At 72.9% G+C, this 25,934-nt stretch carries 24 protein-coding genes; 11 read left to right on the top strand and 13 right to left on the bottom strand.

The window, feature by feature from the left end; translation table 11 throughout:
• Positions 1–39: 39 nt before the first annotated feature.
• Complete coding sequence (locus EDF18_RS15145) at positions 40–630, top strand: DinB family protein (RefSeq protein WP_123548677.1); 591 nt, start codon at positions 40–42, stop codon at positions 628–630.
• Here EDF18_RS15145 and EDF18_RS15140 read toward each other — a convergent pair.
• The 3 genes from EDF18_RS15140 to EDF18_RS15130 form a co-directional block, all read right to left on the bottom strand.
• Positions 614–2,896 (bottom strand): UvrD-helicase domain-containing protein, encoded by a 2,283-nt coding sequence (locus tag EDF18_RS15140; protein WP_123548676.1) that lies wholly within the window; start codon positions 2,894–2,896, stop codon positions 614–616. The genes EDF18_RS15145 and EDF18_RS15140 overlap by 17 nt on opposite strands.
• Positions 2,897–3,037: 141 nt before the next feature.
• Positions 3,038–3,868, bottom strand: coding sequence for an aldo/keto reductase (locus EDF18_RS15135; protein ID WP_199732471.1), 831 nt, complete (start codon positions 3,866–3,868; stop codon positions 3,038–3,040).
• Positions 3,868–4,242, bottom strand: coding sequence for an FKBP-type peptidyl-prolyl cis-trans isomerase (locus EDF18_RS15130; protein WP_123548736.1), 375 nt, complete (start codon positions 4,240–4,242; stop codon positions 3,868–3,870). Before EDF18_RS15130 ends, EDF18_RS15135 begins: the two co-directional genes overlap by 1 nt.
• Before the next feature lie 86 nt (positions 4,243–4,328).
• On the opposite strand from EDF18_RS15130, the gene EDF18_RS15125 reads away from it, so the two are divergent.
• The gene (locus tag EDF18_RS15125) at positions 4,329–5,654 is read left to right on the top strand and encodes an MFS transporter (protein ID WP_199732470.1); all 1,326 of its coding nucleotides are present in this window, start codon (positions 4,329–4,331) and stop codon (positions 5,652–5,654) included.
• 29 nt (positions 5,655–5,683) lie between these two features.
• Here EDF18_RS15125 and EDF18_RS15120 read toward each other — a convergent pair whose 3' ends face one another.
• A complete protein-coding gene (locus EDF18_RS15120; RefSeq protein ID WP_123548675.1) occupies positions 5,684–7,108 on the bottom strand; it encodes a PrsW family intramembrane metalloprotease in 1,425 nt (474 codons plus the stop codon).
• 143 nt (positions 7,109–7,251) lie between these two features.
• Here EDF18_RS15120 and EDF18_RS15115 point away from each other — a divergent pair, with 143 nt between their 5' ends.
• Positions 7,252–8,484 (top strand): YihY/virulence factor BrkB family protein, encoded by a 1,233-nt coding sequence (locus tag EDF18_RS15115; protein WP_123548674.1) that lies wholly within the window; start codon positions 7,252–7,254, stop codon positions 8,482–8,484.
• Positions 8,485–8,548: 64 nt separating this feature from the next.
• Here the strand turns inward: EDF18_RS15115 and EDF18_RS15110 are convergent, their stop codons facing one another.
• On the bottom strand, positions 8,549–8,974 hold the full coding sequence (locus tag EDF18_RS15110) for a cytidine deaminase (protein ID WP_199732469.1): 426 nt from the start codon (positions 8,972–8,974) through the stop codon (positions 8,549–8,551).
• Positions 8,975–9,077: 103 nt separating this feature from the next.
• On the opposite strand from EDF18_RS15110, the gene EDF18_RS15105 reads away from it, so the two are divergent.
• Complete coding sequence (locus EDF18_RS15105) at positions 9,078–9,650, top strand: GNAT family N-acetyltransferase (protein WP_123548673.1); 573 nt, start codon at positions 9,078–9,080, stop codon at positions 9,648–9,650.
• Between the two features lie 56 nt (positions 9,651–9,706).
• Here EDF18_RS15105 and EDF18_RS15100 read toward each other — a convergent pair whose 3' ends face one another.
• Positions 9,707–10,129: a hypothetical protein gene (locus EDF18_RS15100; RefSeq protein ID WP_123548672.1), complete on the bottom strand. Its 423-nt coding sequence runs from the start codon at positions 10,127–10,129 to the stop codon at positions 9,707–9,709.
• Between the two features lie 123 nt (positions 10,130–10,252).
• Between EDF18_RS15100 and EDF18_RS15095 the strand changes: the two genes are divergently transcribed.
• Positions 10,253–10,684 carry a hypothetical protein gene (locus EDF18_RS15095; RefSeq protein ID WP_123548671.1) on the top strand — a complete coding sequence of 144 codons (432 nt, stop codon included), beginning with the start codon at positions 10,253–10,255 and terminating at the stop codon, positions 10,682–10,684.
• 67 nt (positions 10,685–10,751) lie between these two features.
• On the opposite strand, the gene EDF18_RS15090 is transcribed toward EDF18_RS15095, so the two are convergent.
• Together EDF18_RS15090 and EDF18_RS15085 are read right to left on the bottom strand one after the other, a co-directional pair.
• Positions 10,752–11,261, bottom strand: a complete 510-nt coding sequence (locus EDF18_RS15090; protein WP_123548670.1) for a hypothetical protein — start codon at positions 11,259–11,261, stop codon at positions 10,752–10,754.
• A 106-nt stretch (positions 11,262–11,367) separates the two neighbouring features.
• Positions 11,368–12,900: an aspartate ammonia-lyase gene (locus EDF18_RS15085; protein WP_233569202.1), complete on the bottom strand. Its 1,533-nt coding sequence runs from the start codon at positions 12,898–12,900 to the stop codon at positions 11,368–11,370.
• A gap of 452 nt (positions 12,901–13,352) precedes the next feature.
• Here EDF18_RS15085 and EDF18_RS15080 point away from each other — a divergent pair, with 452 nt between their 5' ends.
• The gene (locus tag EDF18_RS15080) at positions 13,353–14,879 is read left to right on the top strand and encodes an MFS transporter (RefSeq protein ID WP_123548668.1); all 1,527 of its coding nucleotides are present in this window, start codon (positions 13,353–13,355) and stop codon (positions 14,877–14,879) included.
• Positions 14,880–14,893: 14 nt separating this feature from the next.
• Here EDF18_RS15080 and EDF18_RS15075 read toward each other — a convergent pair whose 3' ends face one another.
• From EDF18_RS15075 to EDF18_RS15065, 3 genes are all read right to left on the bottom strand, one after another.
• Positions 14,894–15,106 (bottom strand): hypothetical protein, encoded by a 213-nt coding sequence (locus EDF18_RS15075; RefSeq protein WP_123548667.1) that lies wholly within the window; start codon positions 15,104–15,106, stop codon positions 14,894–14,896.
• Positions 15,103–16,404: an inorganic phosphate transporter gene (locus EDF18_RS15070; RefSeq protein ID WP_123548666.1), complete on the bottom strand. Its 1,302-nt coding sequence runs from the start codon at positions 16,402–16,404 to the stop codon at positions 15,103–15,105. The genes EDF18_RS15075 and EDF18_RS15070 overlap by 4 nt, the downstream gene beginning before the upstream one ends.
• A 160-nt stretch (positions 16,405–16,564) precedes the next feature.
• Positions 16,565–18,112 carry a carboxylesterase/lipase family protein gene (locus EDF18_RS15065; protein ID WP_123548665.1) on the bottom strand — a complete coding sequence of 516 codons (1,548 nt, stop codon included), beginning with the start codon at positions 18,110–18,112 and terminating at the stop codon, positions 16,565–16,567.
• 189 nt (positions 18,113–18,301) lie between these two features.
• Here EDF18_RS15065 and EDF18_RS15060 point away from each other — a divergent pair, with 189 nt between their 5' ends.
• Positions 18,302–20,014, top strand: a complete 1,713-nt coding sequence (locus tag EDF18_RS15060) for a sodium:proton antiporter (RefSeq protein ID WP_123548664.1) — start codon at positions 18,302–18,304, stop codon at positions 20,012–20,014.
• 40 nt (positions 20,015–20,054) lie between these two features.
• The gene (locus EDF18_RS15055; protein ID WP_123548663.1) at positions 20,055–21,356 is read left to right on the top strand and encodes an ABC transporter permease; all 1,302 of its coding nucleotides are present in this window, start codon (positions 20,055–20,057) and stop codon (positions 21,354–21,356) included.
• Positions 21,357–21,429: 73 nt separating this feature from the next.
• Here EDF18_RS15055 and EDF18_RS15050 read toward each other — a convergent pair whose 3' ends face one another.
• Complete coding sequence (locus EDF18_RS15050; RefSeq protein ID WP_133738649.1) at positions 21,430–21,735, bottom strand: hypothetical protein; 306 nt, start codon at positions 21,733–21,735, stop codon at positions 21,430–21,432.
• Between the two features lie 157 nt (positions 21,736–21,892).
• Positions 21,893–22,495 (bottom strand): 8-oxo-dGTP diphosphatase, encoded by a 603-nt coding sequence (locus EDF18_RS15045; protein ID WP_148050109.1) that lies wholly within the window; start codon positions 22,493–22,495, stop codon positions 21,893–21,895.
• Here EDF18_RS15045 and EDF18_RS15040 point away from each other — a divergent pair.
• The 3 genes from EDF18_RS15040 (at position 22,494) to EDF18_RS15030 (ending at position 25,928) form a co-directional block, all read left to right on the top strand.
• Complete coding sequence (locus EDF18_RS15040; RefSeq protein WP_123548660.1) at positions 22,494–22,844, top strand: hypothetical protein; 351 nt, start codon at positions 22,494–22,496, stop codon at positions 22,842–22,844. The genes EDF18_RS15045 and EDF18_RS15040 overlap by 2 nt on opposite strands.
• 84 nt (positions 22,845–22,928) lie before the next feature.
• On the top strand, positions 22,929–23,774 hold the full coding sequence (locus tag EDF18_RS15035; RefSeq protein ID WP_123548659.1) for a hypothetical protein: 846 nt from the start codon (positions 22,929–22,931) through the stop codon (positions 23,772–23,774).
• 45 nt (positions 23,775–23,819) lie between these two features.
• Entirely contained in the window at positions 23,820–25,928 is a 2,109-nt protein-coding gene (locus EDF18_RS15030) for a S9 family peptidase (RefSeq protein ID WP_123548658.1), read from the top strand.
• Positions 25,929–25,934 lie beyond the last annotated feature (6 nt).

The following is a 25,934-nucleotide window of genomic DNA, read 5'->3' as shown; positions in this document are numbered from 1 at the left end:
GAGGTGGCGGCAGGGGCAGGGACGCGGCACGCTGGGGGCATGGACGAGAAAGAGACCCTGCAGCGCTACCTCTCGAAGCAGCGCGCCGACCTGCTGGCGAAGCTCGACGGGCTCGACGAGTACGACGCCCGGCGTCCGCTCGTCGCGAGCGGCACGAACCTGCTCGGCCTCGTCAAGCACGTCGCGAGCGTCCAGCTCGGCTACCTCGGCGAGGTCTTCGACCGGCCGTCGTCGCAGGAGATGCCGTGGCTGACGGACACGAGCGAGCCGGAGGCGGACCTCTGGGCGACCGAGGACGAGACGCGGGAGGCGATCGTCGCGTTCGCTCGGCACTCGGCCGACCACGCCGACGCGACCGTCGCGGCGCTCGACCTGGACTCCCCCGGCGTGGTGCCGTGGTGGCCGGCAGACCGACGCGACGTCACGCTGCACTCCATCCTCGTGCACCTGTGCGTCGAGACCGCGCGTCACGCGGGCCACGCCGACCTCGTCCGCGAGCTCGTCGACGGCAGGCTCGGCAACGGACCGGCCGACCCGAACGTCCCGGACCGGGACGACGAGGGCTGGCGCGCCCATCACGACCGGGTCGAGGCGGCGGCCCGGGCCGCCGGCGCTAGCCGACGACCGTGAGGCGCTGCGTGGGCCGGGTCATCGCGACGTAGAGGCTCGCCGCGCCGCGGGCAGCGCCGGTGCGGATGCCCTCGGGATCGACGAGCACGACGCTGTCGAACTCCAGGCCCTTGGACGTCGCGGGGCTGAGCACCGAGATCGGCCGGGTCAGCGACGCCGTGCCCGGCGCTACCTGCCCGGGGAACAGCGGGTCGAGCCCTGAGACGAGGTCGGCCACGAGGTGCTGCGGCGCGATGACCGCGAGCGTGCCCTCGGAGTCGATGCCGCGGTCGGCGGCGACCGCCTCGACGGCCGCGGCGACGAGGGCGTCGTGCGCCGCGCCTCCCCGGCTGTCGCCCGCGGCGGCGAGGCCAGGCACCGCGATCTCGCGCACCGGCCACTCGCTCGACCGGACCGACCGGCTCGCCGTGATGGTCAGCCCGTTCTCGACGGCCAGGCGTTCGGCGTGCTCGACGATCTGGCTCGGCGTGCGGTAGTTGACCGTGAGTTCTTCGAGGCGCCAGGGCGCCGTGGTGCCGGCGACGCTCGAACCGCGACGACGGCCGAGCAGGGCCTGGAGCGCCCTGTCCCACGAGGAGGCGGCGGCCGGGCTGGACGCCTGGGCGATGTCGCCGACGACGGTGAACGAGCGCAGCGGGCAGCGGCGGGACAGCAGCCGCCACTGCATGGGCGAGAGCTCTTGCGCCTCGTCGACCACGACGTGCCCGAAGGCCCAGGTGCGGTCGCCCGCGGCGCGCTCGGACGTGGTCATCGACGCGGCGCGCTCGGCGAAGCCGCCGGCGATCTGCTCGGCCGACACCATGCCCTCGACGCCCATGTTCTCGATGGCGCGCTCGGCGTTCTCGATGTCGCGCTTGCGCTGCTGCTTGCGGGCCAGCTTGTCGGGGTCGACCCCGGCCTGGAACTCGCCGAGCAGCTCGGCCGCCTCGTCGAGCAGCGGCACGTCGGAGATCGTGAACTGCGAGCCGCGGGGACGCTGGAGCAGGGCCCGCTGCGCCGGCGTCCAGCGCTGGGTGATGGTCGCGAGCCAGTTCGGGCGCGCGAACATGTCCTCGACGAGCTTCTCGGCCGACAGCGGCATCCACGCGGTGTTGAGCAGCACCCGCACGTCGTGCGACTGGCGGATGTCCTCACGGAGCACCGCCTCGTCCGACTCGTCGACGGTCGTGCCGTGTTCGCGCATCTGCGACACGAGCAGGCGCGTCAGCGCCGAGAGCGCCGCCTTGTTGAAGGTGACCCGGCCGAGGTTGTGCTGCTTGCCCCGCTCTTGTGCGCGCCGCATGGCGTCGCCGATCAGCTCGGGCTGCACGACGAGCCGCTCGCCGTTGATGTCGATCGTGGTCGCCTGCGTCGGCCGGACCTGCCGCGAGCGCACTGCCCGCTTGATCAGCTCGGCCATCTCGGCCGAGCCCTTGAGCGCCGCGACGTCCGGGGCGTCGTCGACCTGGGTCTCGAGGTCGGGGTAGAGCCCGCCGAGGCTCGACAGCACGACGCCGCTCTCGCCGAGCGACGGGAGGACCTGCTCGATGTACCGCAGGAACGACCGCGACGGGCCGACGATGAGCACGCCCGAGCCGCGCAGGCGGTCGCGGTGCGAGTAGAGCAGGTAGGCGGCGCGGTGCAGGGCGACCGCGGTCTTGCCCGTGCCGGGCCCGCCCTGGACGACGAGGACCCCGTCGAGCTCGGACCGGATGATCCGGTCTTGCTCGGCCTGGATCGTGGCGACGATGTCGGTCATGCGGCCGGTCCGCTGGGCCGTGAGGGCAGCCATCAGCGCGCCCTCGCCCTGCAGCTGCACGTCGTCGCGGTCGAGCAGGTCGGGGTCGAAGACCTCGTCCTCGAGGCGGGTGACGGCGCGGCCGGCGAGCGTGAGGTGACGGCGGGCCCGGACGCCCATCGGCGTCGCCGCGGTCGCCTGGTAGAAGGCGCTCGCGCCGGGCACCCGCCAGTCGAGCAGGATCGGGTGGTGCTGCCGGTCGCGCAGGCCGACCCGGCCGATGTAGCGGAGGGCGCTGCCGGTCTCGTCGGGCCGCTCGAGCTCGAGACGGCCGAACGCGAGCCGCTCGTCGACGGCGCCGAGCTGGGTGATCGTGTCCTCGTAGAGCTTCGCGAACGCGTCCCGCTCGCTGCGGCTCTGGTGGTTGCCGCCCACGGCTTCTCGCCGGGTGCTCTCCAGCCGCACGCGGGCGTCGGCCTTCAACTCGTCCAGACGCGCGTACAGCGTGGCCACGTAGGCGCGTTCGCGCTCGAGCTCAGATGACACCAGGTTTGCTCCACCCCTCGGGAAAAGACGGCACGCCAGTCTACCTGTGCCCGGGCGCGCCTCCGCCCCACCCGCGACGACGCCCGCGCCCTCCGAGGAGGACGCGGGCGTGTCGAGCCGAGCGGGTCGAGACCGCAGGCGGAGCTAGAACTCCTCGTGCGTCTCGGGGTCGCCGTCCCAGAGCCGGCCGCGCTCGAGGCCGCTGATGCGCGCCACCTCGTCGTCGGACAGCTCGAAGTCGAAGACGTCGAGGTTCTCGCGCTGACGGCCGGGGTCGGCCGACTTGGGCACGGGCACGGCGCCGAGCTGGACGTGCCAGCGCAGGACGACCTGGGTGGGCGTCTTGCCGTGGGCTCGGGCGATCTCGGTGACCACCGCCTCCTGCAGCAGCTCGCTCTGCTTGGCGAGCGGGCTCCAGCTCTCGGTGACGATGCCCATGCGCTCGTGCACCGCGCGCATCCCCGCCTGGGGGAAGTACGGGTGCAGCTCGATCTGGTTCACCACGGGCACGACGCCGGTCTCGTCGGCGACGCGCTGCAGGTGCTCCTCGGTGAAGTTCGAGACGCCGACGCTGCCGACGAGGCCGTCCTCCTGCAGCTTGACGAACGCGCGGAACGAGTCGACGTACTTGTCGACCCGCGGCAGCGGCCAGTGGATCAGGTAGAGGTCGACGAAGTCGAGGCCGAGGTTCCCGCGCGTCTCCTCGAAGCTCGCCAGCGTCTCCTCGTAGCCGTGGTGCCGGCCCGGCAGCTTCGACGTCACGACGAGCTCGTCCCGCGGCACGTCGACACGGCGGACGGCCTCGCCGACCGCCGCCTCGTTGCCGTAGTTGAGGGCCGTGTCGAGGAGGCGGTAGCCGGACTCGATCGCCGTGGCGACCTGGCCCGCGCCCTCGTCGCCGTCCATCCCGTACGTGCCGAGGCCGAGGGCCGGGATGGTCCGGCCGTCGGCGAGGCCGATCGAGGGGGCCGTCATCAGCTGACGCCGAGGAGGTCGATGACGAAGATCAGGGTCTTGCCGGAGAGCGGGTGCCCGCCGCCGACGGGACCGTAGGCGAGGTGGGGCGGGACGACGAGCTGGCGGCGGCCGCCGACCTTCATCCCGGGGATGCCCTCCTGCCAGCCGCGGACGAGGGCCGCGAGGGGGAAGTTGATGGGCTCGCCGCGGCTCCACGACGCGTCGAACTCCTCGCCGGAGTCGAACTCGACACCGAGGTAGTGGACGTTGACGGTCGAGCCGGACTGGGCCTCGTCGCCGTCGCCGACCGTGATGTCGGTGATCTCGAGCTCGGCGGGAGCAGGAGCGGTGGGGGCGTCGATCTCGGGCTTGGTGCTGGGGTCGTGAGTCATGGCTCCATCCAACCACCGCCTCCTCGTGTCGTCGGGAGGAGGCGGGACGTCGACCCCGAACGGTGCGCATCGCGCATGATGGAGCCTTGACCACTCCGACTCCCGCCCCTGCCCCGTCCCGCCGTCCGGTGCTCGTCGACGTCACGCCGCTGCGGCAGAGCCCGGCCTTCGCGCGCCTCTTCGTCGGCAACACCGTCAGCGGCATCGGGACGCAGCTCACCCTCGTCGCCGTCGGGCTCGAGGTCTACGACATCACCCGCTCGACCTTCGCCGTCGCGCTGGTCGGCGTCGTCTCGCTCGTGCCGATGATCGTCGCGGGCCTCTGGGGCGGCATGCTCGCCGACGCGTTCGACCGGCGCAAGGTCGCCCTCGTCGCCGCCGTCTTCGCCTGGCTGTCGACCGCCGCCATCGCCCTGCACGCCTGGCTCGGCCTGCACGAGGTCGGGCTGCTCTACGTGCTGACCTGCGTCAACGCGGTGGCCGGGACGATGATCGCGACGTCGCGCGCCTCGATCGTGCCGCGCCTCCTGCCGGCCTCGCTGCTGCCCGCCGCCGCCGCGCTCGGCGGCATCGGCACGGGGCTGATGCTCACCGTCGGGCCGGCGCTCGCGGGGGTCCTCGTCGCGGGCATCGGCTTCGCCCCCACCTACACGGTCGACGTGGTGCTCTTCTCGTTCGCGTTCCTCGGGATCGTGACGCTGCCGCCGATCCGCCCCGAGGGGAACGCCCAGCGTCCGGGGCTGGCGTCCCTGGTCGAGGGGATGCGGTTCCTGCGGCGGGCGCCGACGGTGCGCACGACCTTCGTCGTCGACATCATCGCGATGACCTTCGGGCAGCCGCGGGTGCTCTACCCCGTGGTCGGGGCGGTGGTGATCGGAGGAGGTGCGGTGACGGTCGGCGTCCTCACCGCCTCCTACGCGGTGGGCGCCCTCCTGAGCAGCGTCTTCTCGGGGCGGCTCGGCCACGTGCGCCTGCAGGGCCGAGCGGTGGACCGCGCGATCACCGTCTACGGGATCTGCATCGCCGCGTTCGGGATCGTGCTGGCGCTCACCTCGCCGCGCGGCGACGGCGGGCTGACGGAGGGGCTGGGACAGGCCGACCTGGTCGCGCTGGGCGCTGCCGCGCTCGCCCTCGCGGGGGCCGGGGCCGCCGACAACGTCAGCTCGATCTTCCGCTCGACCATCCTGCAGACCGCGGCTCCCGACCACATGCGGGGGCGCCTCCAGGGCGTGTTCATCGTGGTCGTGACCGGCGGGCCGCGTGTCGGCGACCTGTTCGTCGGCCTGGTCGCCGCCGCGGGCGTGGCGTGGCCGCCGTTGCTCGGCGGGGCGCTGATCATCGTGCTCATCGCCGTCGTGGCACGGCTCACGCCGTCGTTCAGGACGTACGACGCGCTCCACCCGACGCCGTAGCGACGGAGGCGGCGCGGCGGCCGTCGGCCTCACCAGCCGGGAGGCGGGAGGGGGCGACCCCAGGGATCGTGCGTGGGCGGGCCGTCCTGCCAGTGGTGCTGCTGGACAGGCTGCTGCGGCACCTGCCGCTGCGCGGGCTGCTGCGGCCAGACCTGTTCGGGCTGCGGCTGCGGCTGCTGCTGCTGCTGCTGCTGCCAGGCCAGCGCGGGCTGCTGCGGCCACCCGACGAAGGCCGCGGGCGGCGCCTGCAGCGCGGACCTGCTCGCGGCGAGCGCCGCCAGCAGGTCGGCCTCGTCGCGGCGTGCGCCCTCGTCGTGTCCGCGCTTGCCCTTGACGAGCCGCTGCCGGGTGAAGGCGAGGCGCGTGGCGTCCGAGACGAAGCGCCGCATGGCAGGCCCCGTCCCGTTCGCGGCCGCCCAGCGGCGTGCTCGACGGCGGCCGGCGCCCGTCGACAGCATCGCGACCTCGTCGGCGCTGAACCAGCCCACCGCGGCGTACTCGGCGAGCCGTGCGTGGGTGACGCGGCGCTCGTTGCGGCGCAGGAAGACGACCAGCAGCACCATCGCGACGAAGATCGGCACCTGCACGAGCAGGTAGTAGACGAAGAAGCCGTCGCCGACGACGACGAGCGCGCCGTTCCAGAGGGCGTGCAGGGCGGCGGCGGGCACGACGCCGAGGGCGAACCAGCCGATCGCGCCGAGCCGGCCGGTGCGTCGAGCCGCCCAGCCGAGCGCGATGCCGGTGCACGCCGTGTACATGACGTGGGCGAACGGCGACATCAGCGCCCGGACGACGAAGACGAACACCAGGCCGTCGCTGCCGAGCGTCAGGTCGTCGACGACCTGCAGCGCGAAGTACTGGATGTTCTCGACGAAGGCGAACCCCGCGGCCACGGTCGCGGCGTAGACCACGCCGTCGACGGGGCCGTCGAAGTGCCGCCGGAAGATCCACAGCACCAGCAGCACGCCGAACCCCTTGGCGACCTCCTCGACGATCGGGGCCTGGACGACCGCGCCGAAGACCTCTGCGCCTCCTCGCGCCCCGATGCCGACGAGGCCCTGCACCGACCCGACGACGAGGTCGACGATGAGGGCGGTGCCGACCGAGACGGCCGCGCCCCAGAGGAACGCGAACAAGAGCGCGACGCGGGGCTCCGGCTCCCAGCGGTCGACGAGCCAGATGCCCACCATGACGATGGCGAGCGGCACGAAGGCGAGCAGGCTCGCGGCGAGGATCACGCCGGGCGACAGGAAGATGAGGAAGTAGACGACCAGGGCGAGGACGAAGACCCCGATCACCGTGAAGCCGACCGCGAGGGCGACACCGCTCGCGACCGGGCGACGCCGGGGCGCGGGCTGCGCGAAGACCGGCTGCGCCGGCCACCAGACGGGCTCGGGCGCCCGCGCGGGCTGCCCGGCGATCTGGTGCTGCTGTCCGGAGTCGTCCCACGTCATGCCCCCGACCCTACGGGCCCGCAGGAGGCGGTGGCCGGGTGCCGAGGAGGCGCCGGCCGCGACGACGGCCGGGCACTGGCCGGGCGCTGGCCGCGGCGCGCACGGCACGCGCTCCGGCCCCTCCCCCGCTGTACCCTCAGGGAATGCCTGCGACGCGGTCCCTCCCGGAGAACCCGTCGCCGACCCGGTACGTCGTCATGCGGGTGTGGCACGACTTCCTGAGGCACCGCACGATCGACGCCGCCGCCTCCCTGACGTTCTTCTCGACCCTGGCGATCCTGCCGACCGCGCTCGCCCTCGTGTCGGGCGTCGCGCTCTTCCAGGACGGCGAGGCGGCCGTCAACGACATCCTCGAGGTCGCCCGCTTCGTCCTGAGCGCCGACGCGATCGACACCCTGCGGCGACCGCTCGAGCAGATGCTCAGCCTCTCGAACCCGGGCGTCGCCTTCGGCATCGGCCTGTGGCTGACGCTGTGGTCGCTGTCGTCGTACACGACCGCCTTCGGCCGGGCGATGAACACGGCCTACGAGGTCGAGGAGGGGCGGCGCATCTGGAAGTTCCGCGGGCACATGATGATCGTCACCTTCGTGCTGATGGTGTCGTTCGCCGTGATCGCGGCCCTGCTGCTCGTCACTCCGACGCTCTTCGTCGGCATCGGCGAGGCCGCGGGCTTCGGCGAGCCCTGGTTCACCCTCTACAACGTGCTCAAGTGGCCCGTCATCGCCGCCCTCGCGGTGTTCGCCGTCGCGATGCTCTACTACTTCACGCCGAACGTGCGGCCGCCCCGGCTGCGGTGGGTGTCCTACGGCGCCATGTTCGCGCTCGTCATCTGGGCGGTCTGCACCCTCGGCTTCGCCCTCTACGTGTCGACCGTCTCGAACTACGACCGCTTCTACGGCTGGCTCGGCGGCGTCGTGGTGGTGCTGCTCTACTCGTACATCAGCAACTTCGTGCTCGTCATCGGCGGCGAGCTCGACAGCGAGGTGCTGCGGATGCGCCAGCTGCGCCGCGGGGTGAAGGCCGAGGAGGTCATCCCCCTGCCGATGCGCGACACGGCCCGCAACCACATCCTCGCCCGGAACGGCGCGTGGGACGTCCGGGTCGGACGCGCGCTCCGCGAGCGGGCCCTGCGTGAGAACGGGGGCGTGCTCGACGCCGACGAGCTGCGTCACCTGCACGTGCGGGGCGAGCGGCTGCACATCACCGACCGCGACCACGCCCACTCGGCCGCGCTCGAGCTCGACCTGGACGGCGACGGCAGCCGCGAGCCGGAGCGGACGCCCGAGGTCGACGCAGCGCGCTCGCCCGAGGAGTATGACTCAGCCCGCGCCCCCGAGGTCGACGCCGCCCGCTCCCCCGAGCCTTCCACGCCGTAGCCGCCGCAGGCGTTGCACCCCGTAGTGGGCGATGCACCCCCGTCGTCACGGGGTGCATCGTCCACTACGGGGTGTCCCGGCGACGAGGAGGCTCCGGCTCGGGCCACGCCCACTCCGGGAGCAGGGTGCGCAGCGGTGCCGTCCTGCCCTGACCGAGGACGATCGTTGCGTCGATGTTGGACGGGTCGATCTGCCGGATGAACTCGCGGCACCGGCCGCAGGGAGGCAGCACGGTCAGGCGCTCGTCGTCGTCCCGCCAGACGGCCACGATGCGGGCGATCGCGTACTCGCCGCTCGTGACCATGGAGGCGACCGCCGCGTGCTCGGCGCAGAAGCCCGTCCCCGAGCCGGTGTCGATGCAGACGCCCACGTGGATCGCGCCGGTGGTCGTCTCGAGCGCCGACGCGACGTCACCGAAGAGGCGACCGCCCACGCGATGCGGGTTGATGCTGGTCCTGGCGATCTCGATCAGGTCGTCGTGCTCCGTCATCCTCCGAGGATAGGCAGAGCAGCTCTCAGCCCTCGTCGCGACGACGACACGAGGCCTCCCGCCCCTGGCGACCAGGTGCCGCGGATGCGGGAAGATCGAGGCCATGGACTCGGACACGGTGGCGACGACGCCTCGACTGACGCTGCGCCTCCATCGCTCGAGCGATCTGGCCCGGCTCGTCGCGATCCACTCCCGGCCGGACGTCGCGAGGTACCTCCTGCAGGACCCGTGGACCCTCGAGGACGGCGAGGCACAGCTCGAGCGACGCCTGCCCCGGACCGACCTGGCCGAGCCCGTCGGGGCGCTCGCCCTCGTGGTCGAGCGGGAGGGCCTCCTCATCGGCACGGTGTCGCTGTGGCGCACGGAGCAGGAGCGGCGCACCGTCGAGATCGGCTGGACGCTCGACCCTGCGCACGGAGGCGGCGGCTACGCGACCGAGGCGGTCGCGGCCGGTCTGCGGCTCGCGTTCGGACAGGACGACGTCCACCGCGTCACGGCGCAGCTGGACGCCCGCAACGCGGCGTCCGAACGCCTCGCCGTCCGGGTGGGCATACGCCAGGAGGCGCACCACCGGCAGGACTTCTGGAGCAAGGGCGAGTGGACGGACACCCTGGTCTTCGCGGTGCTGGCGGACGAACAGCGTCCGAGGCAGGCGCTCGATCGGCGGCCCGACTGACCAGCCCACGACCCGTGCGGGAAGCGGACGCGGGCAGGTGAAGGAGCGGCCGCTCCTCAGGCCGGCAGACGGAGCGCGCCGGTGTAGTCGCGACCGTCAGGGCGAGCTGACGCGAAGAGCCGGAGGTCAGCATGGTCACCTCGACAGACGGCGGCGGCCATCCTGTGGGCGCGCGCGGCGCTGGCGAGCGGTGACCGCCGGCCCTTCTCCGTGCGGACCGCCGCGAGGTCCGCTGCCAGACGGTCGTGGTGTCCCGCGGCGACCTCGAGGCTCCCGCCGGACGACAGGGTGATGCTCGCAGCGAGGCCGAGCTGGGACTGCAGCACCGCGACCGCCTCGTCGTCGCGGCTCTCTGCGGAGAGATCACCGACCAGCAGACTGAGAACGCGGATGCGAGCCCACGCCGTGAGCACCGACGTCTCGTCGACGGGGTAGCGCTCGACCAGGCTGGTGATGCGATCGAGGAGCACGTCGGTCATGGGCCGATCCTCGCACGCCGCTGGCCGAGGCTCGGGAACACGGGGGCCCGTCGGCCCCCAGACCGCGACCGCCGACGTCGACACGAGGAGGTCGTGACCGTCGTGCGCTGAGAGGATGACCGCATGACGGATCACCTCGGACGACGCATCGAGCACCTCATGAGCAGGTACCCGGTCGACGAGTCCTCTCGCCACACAGCCTGGGCTCGGACCACCGCGCTGAGCGAGCTCGTCCGGATCCTCCGGACGAACGAGCCGACCGACGTGGGGGTCGAGACGCTCGAGGCCCAGCTGAGACTGGCGGCGATCATCACCCGCGACTGCGACGGCGACCTCGAGGACGCGGCCGCGCACCACGATCGGCTGGCGTCCGACATCACCGCGGTGCAGCCGGACGCCGACCCCTGGTCCCCCGTGCGGAACGCCGCACGCGCCCACCGGATGGCCGCTGCGATCTGCCGTGGCGACCACTCCGACCTGCGGCTCTTCGCCTCCCCCCGGAAGGACGGGATCGACCGCACCCCGGCACTCCGGCTGCCGTCTGCCGAGGGGTGACCGCCGGCCCCCGCGCGCCGCAGCGGTCCGCCGCTCCGTCAGCACCCGCCGTGCTCGGCCGACGACGTCACGATCGCTCAGGACGGACGCTGTCGGACGTCCCGCCCGCAGCGGGGCGGTCCGGCGAGAAACGATCACCCGAGGCAGGGCTGTAGGCGTACCAGCGGCCACCACCCAGTCTCTCCGTGAAGGCTCGAGCCTCCTCGGCCTGCCGCTCTGCTCGCACGTGCAGGGCCTTCGCCGCCCTGGGGTTGGTCGGCGGCTCCGCAGACCTGAAGACCTGGCGCCCCTCGACCATCAGGTGCACCTCCACGCCGCGCCCGAGCTCGTCGGCGACCCGCCCGGCCAGGGCACCGCCGGTGACGGCGAACTCGTGCTCGTCCTCAGGCGCGTGCGACGGGACGTCCGGATCGAGGCGCGACCGGTGGAACGCGTCCCATGCTCGGAGATCGTCCTGGAGTCCCGGCGACAGGCGGGCATCGTCGAGGTCGACCGCACCGCCGGACCAGAGCACCGTGCCCGCGTGATCGGGGAACATCCGCACGATCAGGCGGCCGTCTCGTGAACGCTCGGTCATCCCGAGACCGTATCGTGCCCGCCGGACGGCGCCCAGGGGTTCCCGGCCGGTGCCGGGGAGGCGCGGTGCAGGCCGGACCGGAACCTCGCCTCCTGCGGACCGCTCGTCAGCCCGCGGTCTCGTCGCCCGGGTTGCGCACCCCGGTCGCGTTCGCGGCGCGGGCCACGGCAGCCGCCGGGTCGTCGACGTCGATGATCGGGATGGCGCTCGTCACGGCCTCGAGGCCGGACAGGCGTGCGGGCGACAGCACCTTCTGCACCTGCGCCTCGCTCATCAGGCCGGCCGCGACGACGAGCCGGGCGATGGGCGCGTTCGTCGTGAGCGCGGTGTGGGCGATCGCGGCGGCGGCCGAGTAGCCGATGTACGGCGTGAGAGCCGTGACGCTGCCGACGTTCGTCTCGACCTGCTGCGTGAGCCGGGCACGGTTCGCCTCGATGCCGTCGACGCAGTTCACCCGCAGGGTGCGGCAGGCGTAGGTCATCCACTGCAGGCTCTGCATCACCGAGTGCGTGATGACGGGCTCGAACGCGTTGAGCTGCAGCTGCCCCGCCTCCGCCGCCATCGTCACCGTCACGTCGGCACCGGCGACGGAGAACGCGACCTGGTTCACGACCTCGGGGATCACGGGGTTCACCTTGCCCGGCATGATCGACGAGCCGGCCTGGCGCGGCGGCAGCGTGATCTCGCCGATGCCGGCCTGCGGGCCCGACGACAGCAGGCGCAGGTCGTTGCAGATCTTCGACAGCTTGATCGCGCTGCGCTTGAGCGCCCCGCTCAGGGTCATGAAGACGCCGGTGTCGCTCGTCGCCTCGATCAGGTCGGGGGCGGTGACGAGCTCCATGCCCGACAGCTCGCTGAGGTGCCGGCGCACGGCGTCCGCGTACTGCGGGTCGGCCGTGATGCCGGTGCCGATCGCCGTGGCGCCGAGGTTGATCTCGCCGAGCAGCGGGACGACGTCGCGGAGGCGCTGCACGTCCTCGCCGAGGGTGTGCGCGAAGCCGACGAACTCCTGGCCGAGCGTCATCGGGACGGCGTCCTGCAGCTGGGTGCGGCCGACCTTGAGCACGTCGTGGAACTCGGCCCCCTTGGTCGCGAAGGCCGTGGCGAGCAGGTCGAGCTCGTCGAGGAGGCGGCGGAGCGTCAGGACCATCGCGATCTTCACCGAGGTCGGGTACGTGTCGTTCGTGCTCTGGCTGCGGTTGACGTCGTCGATCGGGTGCAGGTGCGCGTAGTCGCCCTTGGCGTGGCCCATCAGCTCGAGGGCCCGGTTCGCGATCACCTCGTTGCTGTTCATGTTCGTGCTCGTGCCCGCGCCTCCTTGGATCACCCCGACGGCGAACTCGTCGTGCAGCGCTCCGCCGCGGATCTCGACGCAGGCCTGCTCGATGGCGTCGGCCTTGTGCCGCTCGAGCACGCCGATCTCGACGTTCGCGCGGGCGGCGGCCTGCTTGACGAGCGCGAGCGCGATCACGAGGTCGGGGTAAACCGAGATCGGCCGCTGGCTGATCGGGAAGTTCTCGAGCGCCCGCGCCGTGTGGATGCCCCAGTAGGCATCGGCGGGGACCTCGCGGCTGCCGAGGGAGTCGGTCTCGGTCCGCGTGCTCGGTCCGGCGGAGCGCCGCCCGCGCGCGGCTGGCAGCTCGCCGGTCTGATCGGCGGGTCGCTCGCCGGGACGCCCGTCGAGGTCGTCGGTGCCGGCACCGTGCTGGTCGTCGGTGCGGGTGCTGTCGGTCGTCACGGTGTCGTGCCTCCGTCGTCGTCGTCGTTCGCCGCCACGACCTCGTGAGCCGTGACGGTCGGCCGCTGCCGAGCCTACCGAGCCGAGGAGGCGCGGGCCGGGCCGAGCGCACATCGTCGACAGGTGTCGACCAGCGTCGCGAACCGTGGGAAGCTTCTCGACGCCGCCCGAGTTGCAGCCTCTGCACCGATGCGTCGCCGCCTGCTCGAGGAGCACAGCGGCGACAGAGCATCACCGCAGCGCCACATCCTCGCCGCGCAGGACCGCAGCGCCACATCCTCGCCGCGCAGGACCGTAGCGCCGCGTGCCGCCCCACCCGACCGCCGCCCCCGGGCCGCCAGCCGAGAAGACGCATGACCACCACGACGCACGACGACGCCCGCCCCGACGCCCCCGAGGGCGACCCTGCTCCCGGAGGCGCCTCGTCGCTCACCCCGGCCGAGCGGCGGCGCCTGACCCGGACACCCGACCCGCGCGTCGTCACCGCGGTGCTGGCCTTCTCGGGCCTCGTCGCGGCCCTGATGCAGATGCTCGTGATCCCGATCGTGCCGTCGTTCCCCGAGCTGCTCGACGCCGACCCCGCCGACACGACCTGGATCATCACCGCGACCCTGCTCGCCGGCGCCGTCGTCACCCCGATCGCCGGACGCCTCGGCGACCTCATGGGCAAGCGCCGGATCGTGCTCGCCCTGGTCGTCGTGATGATCGTCGGGTCGATCGTCGCCGCCTCCACGTCCGAGCTCGTTCCGCTGATCATCGGTCGTGCGCTGCAGGGCACCGCGCTCGGCATCATCCCGCTCGCGATCAGCATCCTCCGCGACACGTTGCCCGCCGAGCGCCTCGGCGGAGCCGTCGCCCTCGTCAGCGCCACCCTCGGCTTCGGCGGCGCGGTCGGCCTGCCGCTCAGCGCCTGGATCTCGGTCACCTTCGACTGGCACGTGCTCTTCTGGACCGCCGCCCTGCTCGGCGTCGTCGTCTTCGCCCTCGTGGCCTGGCTCGTGCCCGCCAGCACGCTCCGCACCGAGGGCCGCTTCGACCTCCCCGGAGCGATCGGCCTCGCGATCGGGCTCACGGGCGTGCTGCTCGCGGTCTCGAAGGGCAACGACTGGGGCTGGCTCAGCGGCTCGACCCTCGCCTCCGGCCTGACCGGCCTGGCCGTGCTCGTGCTGTGGGGCTTCTACCAGCTGCGGGTCAGCAGTCCGCTCGTCGACCTGCGGGTCGCCGTCCGCCCTGCCGTGCTGCTGACGAACCTCGCGTCGGTCGCGCTCGGCTTCGCGCTCTTCGGCAGCAACGTGTCGCTGCCGCAGCTGCTCGAGCTGCCGGCCGAGACCGGCGTGGGCCTCGGCCAGAGCATCATGGTCGCGTCGCTCTGCCTCGCGCCCTCGGGCGTCGTGATGATGCTGATGGCTCCGGTCGCCGCACGGGCCACCGCCCGCTTCGGCGCGCGCATCTGCCTCGTCGTCGGCGGGTCGATCATCGTCGTCAGCTACGCGGTCGCCGCGGTCGCGTTCGACCAGGTCTGGCAGATCGTGCTCGTGTCGGTGCTGATCGGCTTCGGGATCGGGCTCGCCTACGCGGCCATGCCGACGCTGATCATGCACGCCGTGCCCGCCACCGAGACGGCCGCGGCCAACGGCCTGAACACCCTGATGCGCTCGCTCGGCACGACCAGCGCGTCGGCCGTGGTCGGGCTGCTGCTCACCGCCAACTCGATGCCGTTCGCCGGTGGATCGGTGCCGACCGAGGCCGGCTTCCGACTGACGTTCGTGCTCGGCGGGGCCGTGGCGCTGCTCAGCGTGCTGCTCGCCGTGGCGATCCCGCGACGTGAGCCCGTGTACGAAGACGCGGCACTGCCCACCGGGCCGGTCCGCACGCGCTGACCGGCCGCCGATCGTCAGCGGTGCAGCGCCGGGACGATCAGGTAGATGCCGTAGAGGACGCCGAGGCCGCAGAGCACGAAGCACGCGTAGCCGGCGACCGTGCGGACGACGCTCCGGTCGTCGACCGTGAGGAGGCGGAGGCCCAGCGAGTAGACCGTCACCAAGGCGGCGGCGGAGAACAGCGACACCAGGGCGACGGTGACGAAGGCGGACCAGTCGATGTTCATCGGGTCGTCCCGTCGTCGGTGCGGTCGGTGCGGTCGGCTCGGTCGCCGCGGTCGGCGGTCGTCGTCGCGACGGGCGGGTCGTCCAGCCGGACGAACGGCGCCTCCACTCCCCCGGCGGGCGTGTCGACGCGGCCCTTCTTCTCGGCGCGGCGAGCACGGCGGCGGGACAGGACGCTCGTCGCCGCCACGTCGACCTCCATGGCCGCCGACTGGTCGTGCGGGCGGCGACGCGACAGCAGGAAGATCCCCGCGATGACCGCGACCCCGACGACGGCGTCGACGACGAGTCCGACGATGCCCGCCGAGGCGATGAACGCCGCGACGGCGCCGACCGCAGCGCTCGCGGGCAGGGTGATGAACCAGGCGGCGACGATCTTGCCGGCGGTGCTCCACTGGATCTTGGCGCCGCGACGTCCGAGCCCCGCGCCGATGATCGAGCCGCTCGCGACCTGCGTCGTCGAGAGCGCGAAGCCGAGGTGGCTGGACGCCAGCACGGTGGCCGTGGTCGACGCCTCGGCGGAGAAGCCCTGGGTCGGCTTGACCTCGGTGAGGCCGCCTCCCATGGTCTGGATGATCCGCCAGCCGCCCGTGTACGTGCCGAGCGCGATCGCGAACGCGCAGACCACGACGACCCAGAGGGGCGGGCCCGAGCCTGCTCCGAGGGCGCCCGACGCGATCAGCGTCAGGGTGATGACGCCCATCGTCTTCTGGGCGTCGTTCGTGCCGTGCGCGAGCGCGACCAGCGACGACGTGAAGATCTGGCCGTAGCGGAAGCCGCCCCGCTCGCTCTTGTCGTCGCGGCGACGCGTGATCCGGTAGGCGAGCCGGGTGGCCGTGTACCCGACGAGCCCTGCGATCAGCGGAGCCAGCAGCGCGGGCAGCACGACCTTCGAGAGCACGACCGAGAAGTCGACCGAGCTGAGGCCGGCACCGACGACGGCCGCGCCGATCAGGCCGCCGAAGAGCGCGTGAGACGAGCTCGACGGCAGGCCGCGCAGCCAGGTGAACATGTTCCAGACGACCGCGCCGATCAGCCCGGCGAAGATCATCTCGGGCGAGATCTGCACCCCGCCGTCGCCCTCGCGGATGATGCCGCCGGAGACCGTCTTCGCGACCTCGGTGCTGAGGAAGGCGCCGACGAGGTTGAGCACGGCGGCCACCGTCACCGCGACCTTGGGCTTCATCGCCCCCGTCGCGATCGGGGTCGCCATGGCGTTGGCCGTGTCGTGGAACCCGTTGGTGAAGTCGAAGAAGAGGGCCAGGACGATGACCAGGACGACGATGAGCGTGAGATCCACCGGGCAACACTCGCACCCCGGTGAACGGCGGTCAACTCGGAGGTGCACGGCCCGCGACGAGGAGGTGGACGGCAGGTGTCCGAGGACGACGCGCGCGGAGTCCGGCACACCCGCTCCGCGCTCTCAGCACGCGGCTCCGACCGGCTCCGTCCGGCTCCGCTCAGACGTGCGGCACGAACTCCTGCCAGGCCCGACGCCGGTCGCCCCGCGGGTCCTCCTCGACCCGGTCGACGTCGTCGATGACGAGCGTGCGGCGGCGCTCGGGCTCGTAGGTCGGCCAGTCGGCGACCGCCCCGGTGAGGACGAACTCGACCCAGCGTGCGCGCATGCGGGAGGCCGTGCGGAGGAACGCGCGTCGACCGCCGAGCAGGCTCATCGCCCAGCCGAACGGCGTGCGCATCCGGTCGTAGAGCGCCCAGAGCTCGAGCCCGTGGAACGCGTCGACCCCGGCGACGCGGAGGATGCGCGGCGCGGCGTCGAAGCGGTAGAAGCGCACCCGCTGGTGGCGCGCATGGCGCTCGGCGACCTTCACCGACGGGAACCAGAACGCGTAGTCCCCGCCGAAGTCGAGCGCCGCCGGGCGGTCGGGCAGCCCGGGGTAGAGCTTCTTGATCGCCTTGCGGGACGGCTTGGCGGTGGCGGCGAAGATCGCGCGGATGCGTGGCTTGGTCGTCGCGAGGATGTCCCGCCGCCCCGTGAAGACCGAGCCCTCGCGGTCGTTCGTCCCGATGATCAGGGGCACGGGGTGGGCCCGGCCGGCCTTGAAGGCGTCGAGGGGCCGTTCCGGCAGCACGTCGCCGTCGATCACCGGGCAGAAGCAGATCGTGCCCGGCTCCTCGTCCGGGGTGCGGAGCTGCAGCTCGGCCGCCGCCCGCACGATCGAGGCGACCGGCGCCTCCTCGAGCATCTGCGCCGCGTCGTCGAGCGACGTCGACTCGAGGTCGTCGTCGCCGACCTGGTGGCTCAGCAGCTCGAGGAACTCGGCCGCCCAGGGCCGGGTCACCTCGGGCAGGTAGACCGCGTTCGTCGGCGAGCTCTGCGCGATGGCCCGGGCGAAGAGGCCGCGTGCCGACGGCACCGTCATGAGCGTCGTCACCGCGTTGCCGCCCGAGCTCTCGCCCGAGAGGGTGACCGCGCCGGGGTCTCCCCCGAACGCCGCGACGTTGGCGCGGACCCACTCGAGCGCCGCGACCTGGTCGCGCAGCCCCAGGTTCGACTCGACCGGGCGCTCGGGAGTCGACCAGTGCGAGAGGTCGAGCCAGCCGAGCGCGCCCAGCCGGTAGTTGATGCTGACGTAGACGAGCCCGGAGTCGCGCACCAGCGTCTCGCCCTGTCTCGGGTACTCGCGCGACGAGCCGACGCTGTACGCGCCTCCGTGGACGTAGACGAGCACCGGGAGGCGGTCGCCCGGCCGGGAGTCGCGGGGCGCGACGACGTTGACGGTGAGGCAGTCCTCGTCGAGCGGGGTGCGGCGGTCGACGCCGACGAACTGCCCCCTGTCCTGCGGGGCCGCCGGGCCGAACTCCGCGGCGTCGCGGACGCCCGACCAGGGAGAGGCCGGGGCCGGGGCCCGGAAGCGGCGAGCGCCGGTGGGAGCCGCCGCGTACGGGATGCCGCGCCAGGCGAGCACGCCCCGCTCGCGCACCCCGCGGACGAGGCCGCCGACGGTCTCGCGCAGCAGGGGGTCGTCGTCGCGGGCCGTGGTCACGACCCGACTCTACGAGCAGGAGGCGGAGGCGGCAGACACCGGCGGCGCGCCGGTCGCGGGCCCGTCACGCACCGGTCGCCCACCCGACGACCGTCGTTCATCCGGAGTTCTCCGAGGTGCCGCCTGAGAGACTGGTGAACGACTTCACACACTGCACATCTGCACCGACGGAACGGGGACTCGCGCCGCATGGAACTCGCCGAAGTGCTGATCATCCTCTCGGGCTCCCTCCTCGTCACCGGCTTCGCTCGCTGGAAGGGCCTGCCGGCCCCGCTGCTCACGGTCGCCGTGGCGCTCGCCGTGTCGTTCCTGCCCGGGGTGCCCGACATCCAGATCGACAGCGAGGTCATCCTCACGGTCGTGCTGCCGCCGCTGCTCTACTCGGCGTCGCTCGACGTGTCGCTGCTGAACTTCCGTGAGAGCCGCGTGCAGATCCAGCGGCTCGGCATCGGCGCGGTCGTCGTCACCGCGTTCGTCGTGGGCGGGGTCGCCTACGTGCTGATCCCCGACATGACGTGGCCGGCCGCCGTGCTCGTCGGAGCCGTCGTCGCCCCGCCCGACGCAGTCTCGGCCGCCGCGATCGGTCGCAAGCTCGGCCTGCCCCGCAAGGTGATGACCGTGCTCTCGGGCGAGAGCCTGATCAACGACGCGGCGTCGCTGACGCTGGTGAAGGTGTTCCTCGCGATCGTGGGGGGCGCCTCCTTGACGCTGTGGGAGGACCTCGGCATCTTCGGCCTCGCGATCGGCGTGGGCGTCGCGGTCGGCCTCGTGCTCGGCTTCGTCGCGCACCGCGTGCGGATGCGCATCGACGACCCCGTCATCGAGAACGTGATCGGGCTGCTGCTGCCGTTCATCGCGTACATCACGGCCGAGGAGCTGAGCGGCTCGGGCGTGCTCGCCGTGGTCGCGGCCGGCCTCTTCGTGGGCTTCAACTCGCCCCGCACCGGCTACGCGACCCGCCTGCAGGAGCGCCCGTTCTGGGCCGCCGCCGACGTGCTGCTCGAGGGCTTCGTCTTCGCCCTGATCGGGCTGCAGCTGCGCACGGTCGTCCAGGAGGTGGCCGCGAGCGACCGAGGACTCGGCCAGAGCGTCGGGGTCGCCTTCGTCGTCCTCGCGGTGGTGGTGCTCGTCCGGCCCGCGTTCGTCTTCGCCAGCTACTACGCGGCCCGCGTGCTGCGTTACCTGCTGTTGTCGCGCCTCCTGCGGGGCATGCGCCGGGTGCCGGCGTTGCGGCGCGTGCGGTACCACCCGCAGCCTCGGCTCGACTGGCGCCAGCTGACCGTCATCTCGTGGACGGGCATGCGCGGGGTGGTGACCCTCGCCGCCGTCGTGTCGATCCCGGCCGTGACCGAGAGCGGGGTGCCCGTGCCCGCGCGCGACACCATGTTCCTGATCGCGTTCGTCGTGACCGTCGGCACGCTGCTGCTGCAGGGGCTGACGCTGCCTGCCGTCATCCGCCGGCTCGGCGTGCAGGACACCGGCCAGCGCGACCGCGACCTCGCCGCCGAGCTCGCGCTCTTCGCGACGAGCACCGCCGAGACCCTCGAGCACGTCGAGGCGCGACGGGCGGCGTGGACGGCGCAGTACGGCCCCGAGCTGACCGAGCGGGCGATCCAGGCGGCCACGGCCAGGCTCGTGCGACAGAACGACGCCCTCCAGCGCGGCGCCGTCGAGGACGCCTCCGACCGCACCGTCACGGGCGCCGAGCGCGACCGCCGACGCGAGGTGCCGCGGGCGATCAGCAAGATCCGGCGCGAGCTGCTCGACAAGCGGCGCGAGGTGGTTCTGCGCGAGCGCGACGCGGGCGCCCTCGACGAGGAGGTCATGCGCCACGTGCTGCTCGGCATCGACGCGGAGGAGCTCGCCATGGACACCAACGCGATGTCGAGCACACGGTCGTGAGGGCCGGGCGTATCGTGACGGCGAGCGAGAAGGAGGACGCGTGACGTCGACGAAGCCCGATCCGGGGCGCTTCCGCCGCTGGTACTCGACCCTGCACCCGTCGCTGCAGCTGATCGGACTGCAGCTCTGGCTGCCGCTGTTCTTCATCGTCGGCTTCTGCCTCTGCTACATCGCCGCGTTCCACGCCCCGCACCCCCACGACGTGCCGATCGCGGTCGTCGGGTCGTCGTCGGAGCTGCAGCAGGCGCTCGACGAGGCGGACCCCGGCGTCTTCGTCGTCCGCGGCGAGACCACCGTCGAGGAGGCGCGCGAGGCCGTCCGCACCGGTCACGCTGCCGTCGCCTGGGACCCGGCCGGCTCGACCATCTACAAGGCGAGCGCGCACCAGTACCAGGCGTCGGCGCTCATCCCCGCGATGATCACGCCGGTGCTCCAGGCAGGAGGCGCGACACCCGTCGTCCAGGACCTCGCGCCCCTGCCCGCCTACGACGAGTACGGCACGGTGTCGCTCTACCTCATGCTCGCCTGGTGCATCGGCGGCTACATGGTCGCGATGTTCATCGGCCTGATGGGCGCGCCGCTGCGGCACCGCACCCGGGTGTCGGTGATCGTCGTCGGCGCGCTGCTGATCTCGCTCATCACGAACACCCTCGCCGGGCCGGTGATCGGCGCGGTGCAGGGGCACTGGGGCGAGCTGGTGCTGCTCGGCTGGGCCTGGATCACGGCCATCGGCCTCACGGTGAACGGGATCAGCTACTTCGCGGGGCGCTTCGTGGCCCTGCCCGCGATGATCGTGTTCGTCTTCCTGTCGATGCCCGCATCGGGCGGCGCCTACCCCTCGTGGTTCATGCCGCAGCCCTTCGCCTGGCTGAACGCCGTCGTGGTCGGCAGCGGCATCACCGAGATGCTCAAGCGCGTGCTCTACGACGTCGGCCCCGGCTACGGCCGCGGCCTGACTATGCTCGTCAGCTACGCCGTCGCCGGCGTCGTCCTGATGATCGTCGGCAAGGCGTGGTGGGAGCGGCGGCGCATCCGCCGCATCGTCACGGGCCGGACGACCATGTTCGCCGACGCCCAGGCCGCGAACCGCGACTTCCTCATCAGCGAGCGCGACGACGTGCTCGCGCGGCACGGGCTCGTCGCGACCGACACGGGCAGCATCGACACGGTGCCCGAGGACGAGCGGAGGCGGTACGAGGCGGGCGCGGACGACGGCTCGGACGTCGACGGCGACGTGCACGGCGACATGTTCCTCGGGGCTCCGGGCGGGCTCGAGGACACGGGGCTCGACACGCGGCCGGTGCGCGTGGTGCCGCGGCGGGACGACGCCGACGGCCGCTAGGTCCCTGCAGACGACGACGGGCCCGTGTGCAGTGCACACGGGCCCGTGTCGCGGTCGGCCGTCGATCGCCTGGTCAGCGGCTCCCGGCAGCGACCGCGGCCGCTCCGCGCCTGGCGAGCAGGGCTTGTTCGGCGGCCCGGTCCGAGTGCGCGAAGCGGACGGCGACGACCGCGAAGCGCGTGAGCACCGCGGCGGTGCCGATCAGGGAGAGTGCGAGTCCCGTGCTCCCCAGCACGGCGCCCACGACGATCGCGGCAACGGCGACGGCCCACCCGAGGGCCACCACCCATCGCGGTGTCGTCAGGGACAACTCGGCCCACCGTCGCGTGCCACCCGTCGTGCGTGTCGCACGGATGGTGACCGCCTGGTGTCCGCTCATGTCGCACTCTCTCCTGATCGTGTTGATCTGTCACCCGAATGACTCGTCTCCATCGACTGTAGGGATCGCGCCCGGAGCGTGCGTCCCCCTCTTGCGGGGGCACCCGAGAGGGGGCAGAACGCGCCGGAGTCCTCCGTTCTGCGGACCGGACGGGGCCTCAGGATGTGGGCAGCGGCCGGTCGGAGACCACCGTCGCGAGGTCGTCGCCGAAGGTGAACTCGTGGGCCACGTGTCCCCCGACGAGCACGCCGGACAGCCACTGCCGGGCGTCGTCCCACATCTCGTCGAGGGGCAGGTCGGCCACGTCGTGCCAGGCGGGCACGAGCTCGTCGCTCTCGGCCGGCTCGCCCTGCCAGCGGGTCGTCACGAACACGGACGACCGCTGGCTCCACGACTCGCGGTGGGGGAAGAGGTAGAGCAGCTCGCCCCGGGGGTCGAGGTCGGCAGGGTCGACCGTCACGCCCGCCTCCTCGGCGACCTCGCGGACCGCCGCCTCGACGGCCGTCTCACCCGGCTCGAGCTTGCCGCCGAGGCCCACGTGGTAGCCGACGCCGAGGCCGGTCTTCTTGCGGCCGAGCAGCACCTGGGCGACCCCGTCGCGCTCGCGGAGCAGGTACGTGACGCAGACGCGGTAGGGCATGCCGCCCAGGGTAGCGACCGGCGGCCCGGCGCCGAGCAGGACCGCGGCACCGGGACGCGGGAGCCGCGCGACGGGCACCGAGGAGGCGTCCAGGGACGCCCCGCGTAGGGTCGTCGTCATGCCCGAGACGCCCGACGCACCCCGCGGCGGCGTGCCGGAGTTCCGCGGCGCCGGCCGCAGCCTCGAGGTGCTGCGGGCCGAGGCGCACGACGAGCTGGCCGCCCTGATCGAGCTGCGCTGCCGCGGAGGCGAGGACCCGTGGGACGTCGTGCCGTCGCTGCCGACCGTCGACGAGCAGGTCGTGATCGGCATCCGCGCCGACGCCCGGGGCGTCGAGGGCGTGCCCGTCGCGGGCGGTCTCGGGGCCGAGGACGAGCTGCGGTTCCTCCGCGGGGTCGCGCTGTGGCACCCGGAGCTGTCGCGCGCCGTCTGGTCGTTGATGGGGCGCATCGACGCGGCGTCGCGCTGAGGGGCTGACCGCGTCTGGGGCGGCGACCTCGCGACGTCTCGTTCTCGGCGTCGCGCTGTCGGGGGTCGCGGCTAGCGTGGCCGCATGATCTGGAGCGACGTCCTCACCGTGACGCTCGGCGCGTTCCTCGGCGCCGGGGCGGCCTTCGCCTCGAACCTGCTCGTGCGGCTGCTCGAGTCGCGTCGGGCCGAGGCCTCGGCCCTCAACGAGCTCGTGACCGAGATCCACTTCCGGCGGGTGCTCCGGCGCATCTCCGCCACGCGCAGCCCCGACGCCGCGACCCGCGACCCCGGCTGGCAGCACGCACGGCGGTCGATCGGCGCGCTACGGGGCGTGATCCGCGCGGCACGTCGGCGCACGCGTCCGCGCTCGACCGCGTTGCCCGTGCTCAACGAGATGACGCTGGCGTGCAACACGTTCCTCGACGACAGCGAGGACGCTCCCGACCTGTACCGCCTGCACCTCATGCAGCTGCACGCGCGGCTCAACGAGAGCGTCCGACGCCTCCGCGACCCGCGCCGGGCCATCGCCGACCTCGAGCCGGGCGAGGCGCACCTCGCCCCGACCGTCGCGGGGCTGCGGGCCCCGACGACCCTGCTGGCGGACGACGGACTGCGGCCGGGAGGCGCGGGTACCGTCGCCCGCATGACAAGCGACGCGCACGCCGACCAGCCAGCCCCTGCCGACCTGCCCGACCCCGCCGACCTGCCCGACCCCGCAGGCGTGCCCGACGACGACCTGGACGGCCTCGCCACGCTGCCGGGCGTGCGCACCGCCGGCGGCGCCGAGAAGGCCGGCACCCCGGAGGAGGCGGCCGAGATCCGTCGACAGGAGGCGGCCCCCGGCCCCGCCGAGAGCCACGTCGCGTCCGACGAGTACCCCGACGTCCCCGAGCAGGACGGCCTCACGGGGTCCGACCGCGGGGTCTGAGGCGCGAGCCGGAGCACGACGCGGCAGCCTGGCTAGGCTGGCGGGATGGCCTCCCTCACCCCTCCCCGCGCCCCGCAGAAGCCCGTCGTCCGCAGCCACCACGGCCACGACGTCGTCGACGCCTACGAGTGGCTGCGCGACAAGGAGGACCCCGAGGTGATCGCCCACCTCGAGGCCGAGAACGCGTACACGGCCGAGCAGACCGACCACCTGGCCGCCCTGCGCGAGACGATCTTCGAGGAGATCAAGAACCGCGTGCAGGAGACCGACCTCGGCGTCCCCGTCCGCGAGGGCTCGTGGTGGTACTACTCGCGCACGGCGGAGGGGAAGCAGTACGGCATCCACTGCCGCGCCCCGATCTCCGGGCCGGACGACTGGACTCCCCCGGCGATCGCCGCCGACCGCGCCGCCGAGGGCGAGCAGGTGCTGCTCGACGGCAACGTCGAGGCCGAGGGGCACGACTTCTTCTCGCTCGGCAGCTTCGACGTCTCGGCCGACGGCACCCGCCTGGCCTGGGCCGTCGACACGACGGGCGACGAGCGCTACCTGCTGCGCGTCCGCGACCTCGAGACCGGCCGCGACCTCGACGACCGCGTCGAGGACACCGCTCCCGGCGCCGTGTTCGACGCGACCGGCGAGTGGATCTTCTACCCCACCGTCGACGAGGCGTGGCGGCCCGACACCATCTGGCGGCACCGTGTCGGCACGACGGGCGACGACGTCGTCGTGATGACCGAGCCCGACGAGCGCTTCTGGATCGGCGTCGGCCTCACCCGCAGCCGCCAGTACCTGCTGATCGAGATGGGCTCGAAGATCACCAGCGAGACCTGGCTGCTGGACGCGACCCACCCGACCGGCGAGTTCCGGGTCGTCTGGCCCCGCCGGGAGGGCGTCGAGTACGAGGTGGAGCACGCCGTGATCGCGGGCAGCGACCGCCTCCTGGTCGTCCACAACGACGGTGCCGAGAACTTCGAGCTGGTCGACGTGCCGGCCGACGACCCGACCTCGACGACCGACCGCCAGGTCGTCGTGCCGCACAGCGCCTCCGTCCGGCTCGAGTCGGTCGACGCCTTCGCCGGGCACCTCGTCGTCGAGTACCGCCGCGAGGCGCTGCCGCGCTTCTCGGTCGTCCCCCTGGGCCCCGACGGCATCGGCGAGCCGGTCGAGGTCGAGTTCGACGAGCCGCTGTTCTCGGCAGGGGCGTCGGGCGGCCCCGAGTTCGCCCAGCCGACCGTGCGGTTCGTCCACACGTCGTTCACGACGCCCTCGACCGTCGTCGACCTCGACGTGCGCAACGGCGAGCGCCGTGTGCTCAAGCGCCAGGTCGTGCTCGGCGACTACGACTCCGCCGACTACCAGCAGGCCCGCGAGTGGGCGACGGCTGCCGACGGCACCCGCATCCCGATCTCGCTCGTCTGGCGGCGCGACGCCGTCCGCGTCGGCGAGCCGGCTCCCCTGCACCTCTACGGCTACGGCTCGTACGAGCACAGCATCGACCCGGGCTTCAGCGTCGCCCGCCTCTCGATGCTCGACCGCGGCGTGGTCTTCGCGGTCGCGCACGTGCGCGGCGGCGGCGAGATGGGCCGCGCCTGGTACGAGCAGGGCAAGACCCTGTCGAAGAAGAACACCTTCACCGACTTCGTCGACGTCGCCGACCACCTGATCGCTGAGGGACGCACCAGCCCTGAGCTCCTCGTGGCCGAGGGCGGCAGCGCGGGCGGCCTGCTGATGGGCGCCGTCGCGAACATCGCACCGGAGCGGTTCGCCGGGATCGTCGCGGCCGTGCCGTTCGTCGACGCCCTGACGAGCATCCTCGACCCGTCGCTGCCCCTCACCGTGATCGAGTGGGACGAGTGGGGCGACCCCCTGCACGACCCCGAGGTCTACGAGTACATGGCGAGCTACTCGCCGTACGAGAACGTGCGTGAGGGGGCGACGTACCCGCGCATCCTCGCGGTGACGTCGCTCAACGACACCCGCGTGCTCTACGTCGAGCCCGCGAAGTGGGCGGCGCGGCTGCGCGACGTCGGCGCTCCCGTGCTGCTCAAGACCGAGATGTCGGCCGGCCACGGCGGCGTCAGCGGACGCTACGAGTCGTGGCGCGAGCGGGCCTTCGAGCTCGCGTGGCTGCTCGACGTGCTCGGCCGCGCCTAGGCCGAC

Source organism: Frigoribacterium sp. PhB107 (genome assembly GCF_003751515.1).
GTDB lineage: Bacteria > Actinomycetota > Actinomycetes > Actinomycetales > Microbacteriaceae > Frigoribacterium.
Note: the sequence above shows the minus strand (reverse complement) of the source record. Positions and strands in the feature narration are given on the sequence as shown.

Excerpts from the sequence above, each read along its gene's own strand:
- EDF18_RS15145 (WP_123548677.1), top strand. The coding sequence starts at position 40 with ATGGACGAGAAAGAGACCCTGCAGCGCTACCTCTCGAAGCAGCGCGCC.
- EDF18_RS15135 (WP_199732471.1), bottom strand. The coding sequence starts at position 3,868 with ATGACGGCCCCCTCGATCGGCCTCGCCGACGGCCGGACCATCCCGGCC.
- EDF18_RS15130 (WP_123548736.1), bottom strand. The coding sequence starts at position 4,242 with ATGACTCACGACCCCAGCACCAAGCCCGAGATCGACGCCCCCACCGCT.
- EDF18_RS15120 (WP_123548675.1), bottom strand. The coding sequence starts at position 7,108 with ATGACGTGGGACGACTCCGGACAGCAGCACCAGATCGCCGGGCAGCCC.
- EDF18_RS15115 (WP_123548674.1), top strand. The coding sequence starts at position 7,252 with ATGCCTGCGACGCGGTCCCTCCCGGAGAACCCGTCGCCGACCCGGTAC.
- EDF18_RS15110 (WP_199732469.1), bottom strand. The coding sequence starts at position 8,974 with ATGACGGAGCACGACGACCTGATCGAGATCGCCAGGACCAGCATCAAC.
- EDF18_RS15105 (WP_123548673.1), top strand. The coding sequence starts at position 9,078 with ATGGACTCGGACACGGTGGCGACGACGCCTCGACTGACGCTGCGCCTC.
- EDF18_RS15100 (WP_123548672.1), bottom strand. The coding sequence starts at position 10,129 with ATGACCGACGTGCTCCTCGATCGCATCACCAGCCTGGTCGAGCGCTAC.
- EDF18_RS15095 (WP_123548671.1), top strand. The coding sequence starts at position 10,253 with ATGACGGATCACCTCGGACGACGCATCGAGCACCTCATGAGCAGGTAC.
- EDF18_RS15090 (WP_123548670.1), bottom strand. The coding sequence starts at position 11,261 with ATGACCGAGCGTTCACGAGACGGCCGCCTGATCGTGCGGATGTTCCCC.
- EDF18_RS15080 (WP_123548668.1), top strand. The coding sequence starts at position 13,353 with ATGACCACCACGACGCACGACGACGCCCGCCCCGACGCCCCCGAGGGC.
- EDF18_RS15075 (WP_123548667.1), bottom strand. The coding sequence starts at position 15,106 with ATGAACATCGACTGGTCCGCCTTCGTCACCGTCGCCCTGGTGTCGCTG.
- EDF18_RS15060 (WP_123548664.1), top strand. The coding sequence starts at position 18,302 with ATGGAACTCGCCGAAGTGCTGATCATCCTCTCGGGCTCCCTCCTCGTC.
- EDF18_RS15050 (WP_133738649.1), bottom strand. The coding sequence starts at position 21,735 with ATGAGCGGACACCAGGCGGTCACCATCCGTGCGACACGCACGACGGGT.
- EDF18_RS15040 (WP_123548660.1), top strand. The coding sequence starts at position 22,494 with ATGCCCGAGACGCCCGACGCACCCCGCGGCGGCGTGCCGGAGTTCCGC.
- EDF18_RS15045 (WP_148050109.1), bottom strand. The coding sequence starts at position 22,495 with ATGACGACGACCCTACGCGGGGCGTCCCTGGACGCCTCCTCGGTGCCC.
- EDF18_RS15035 (WP_123548659.1), top strand. The coding sequence starts at position 22,929 with ATGATCTGGAGCGACGTCCTCACCGTGACGCTCGGCGCGTTCCTCGGC.
- EDF18_RS15030 (WP_123548658.1), top strand. The coding sequence starts at position 23,820 with ATGGCCTCCCTCACCCCTCCCCGCGCCCCGCAGAAGCCCGTCGTCCGC.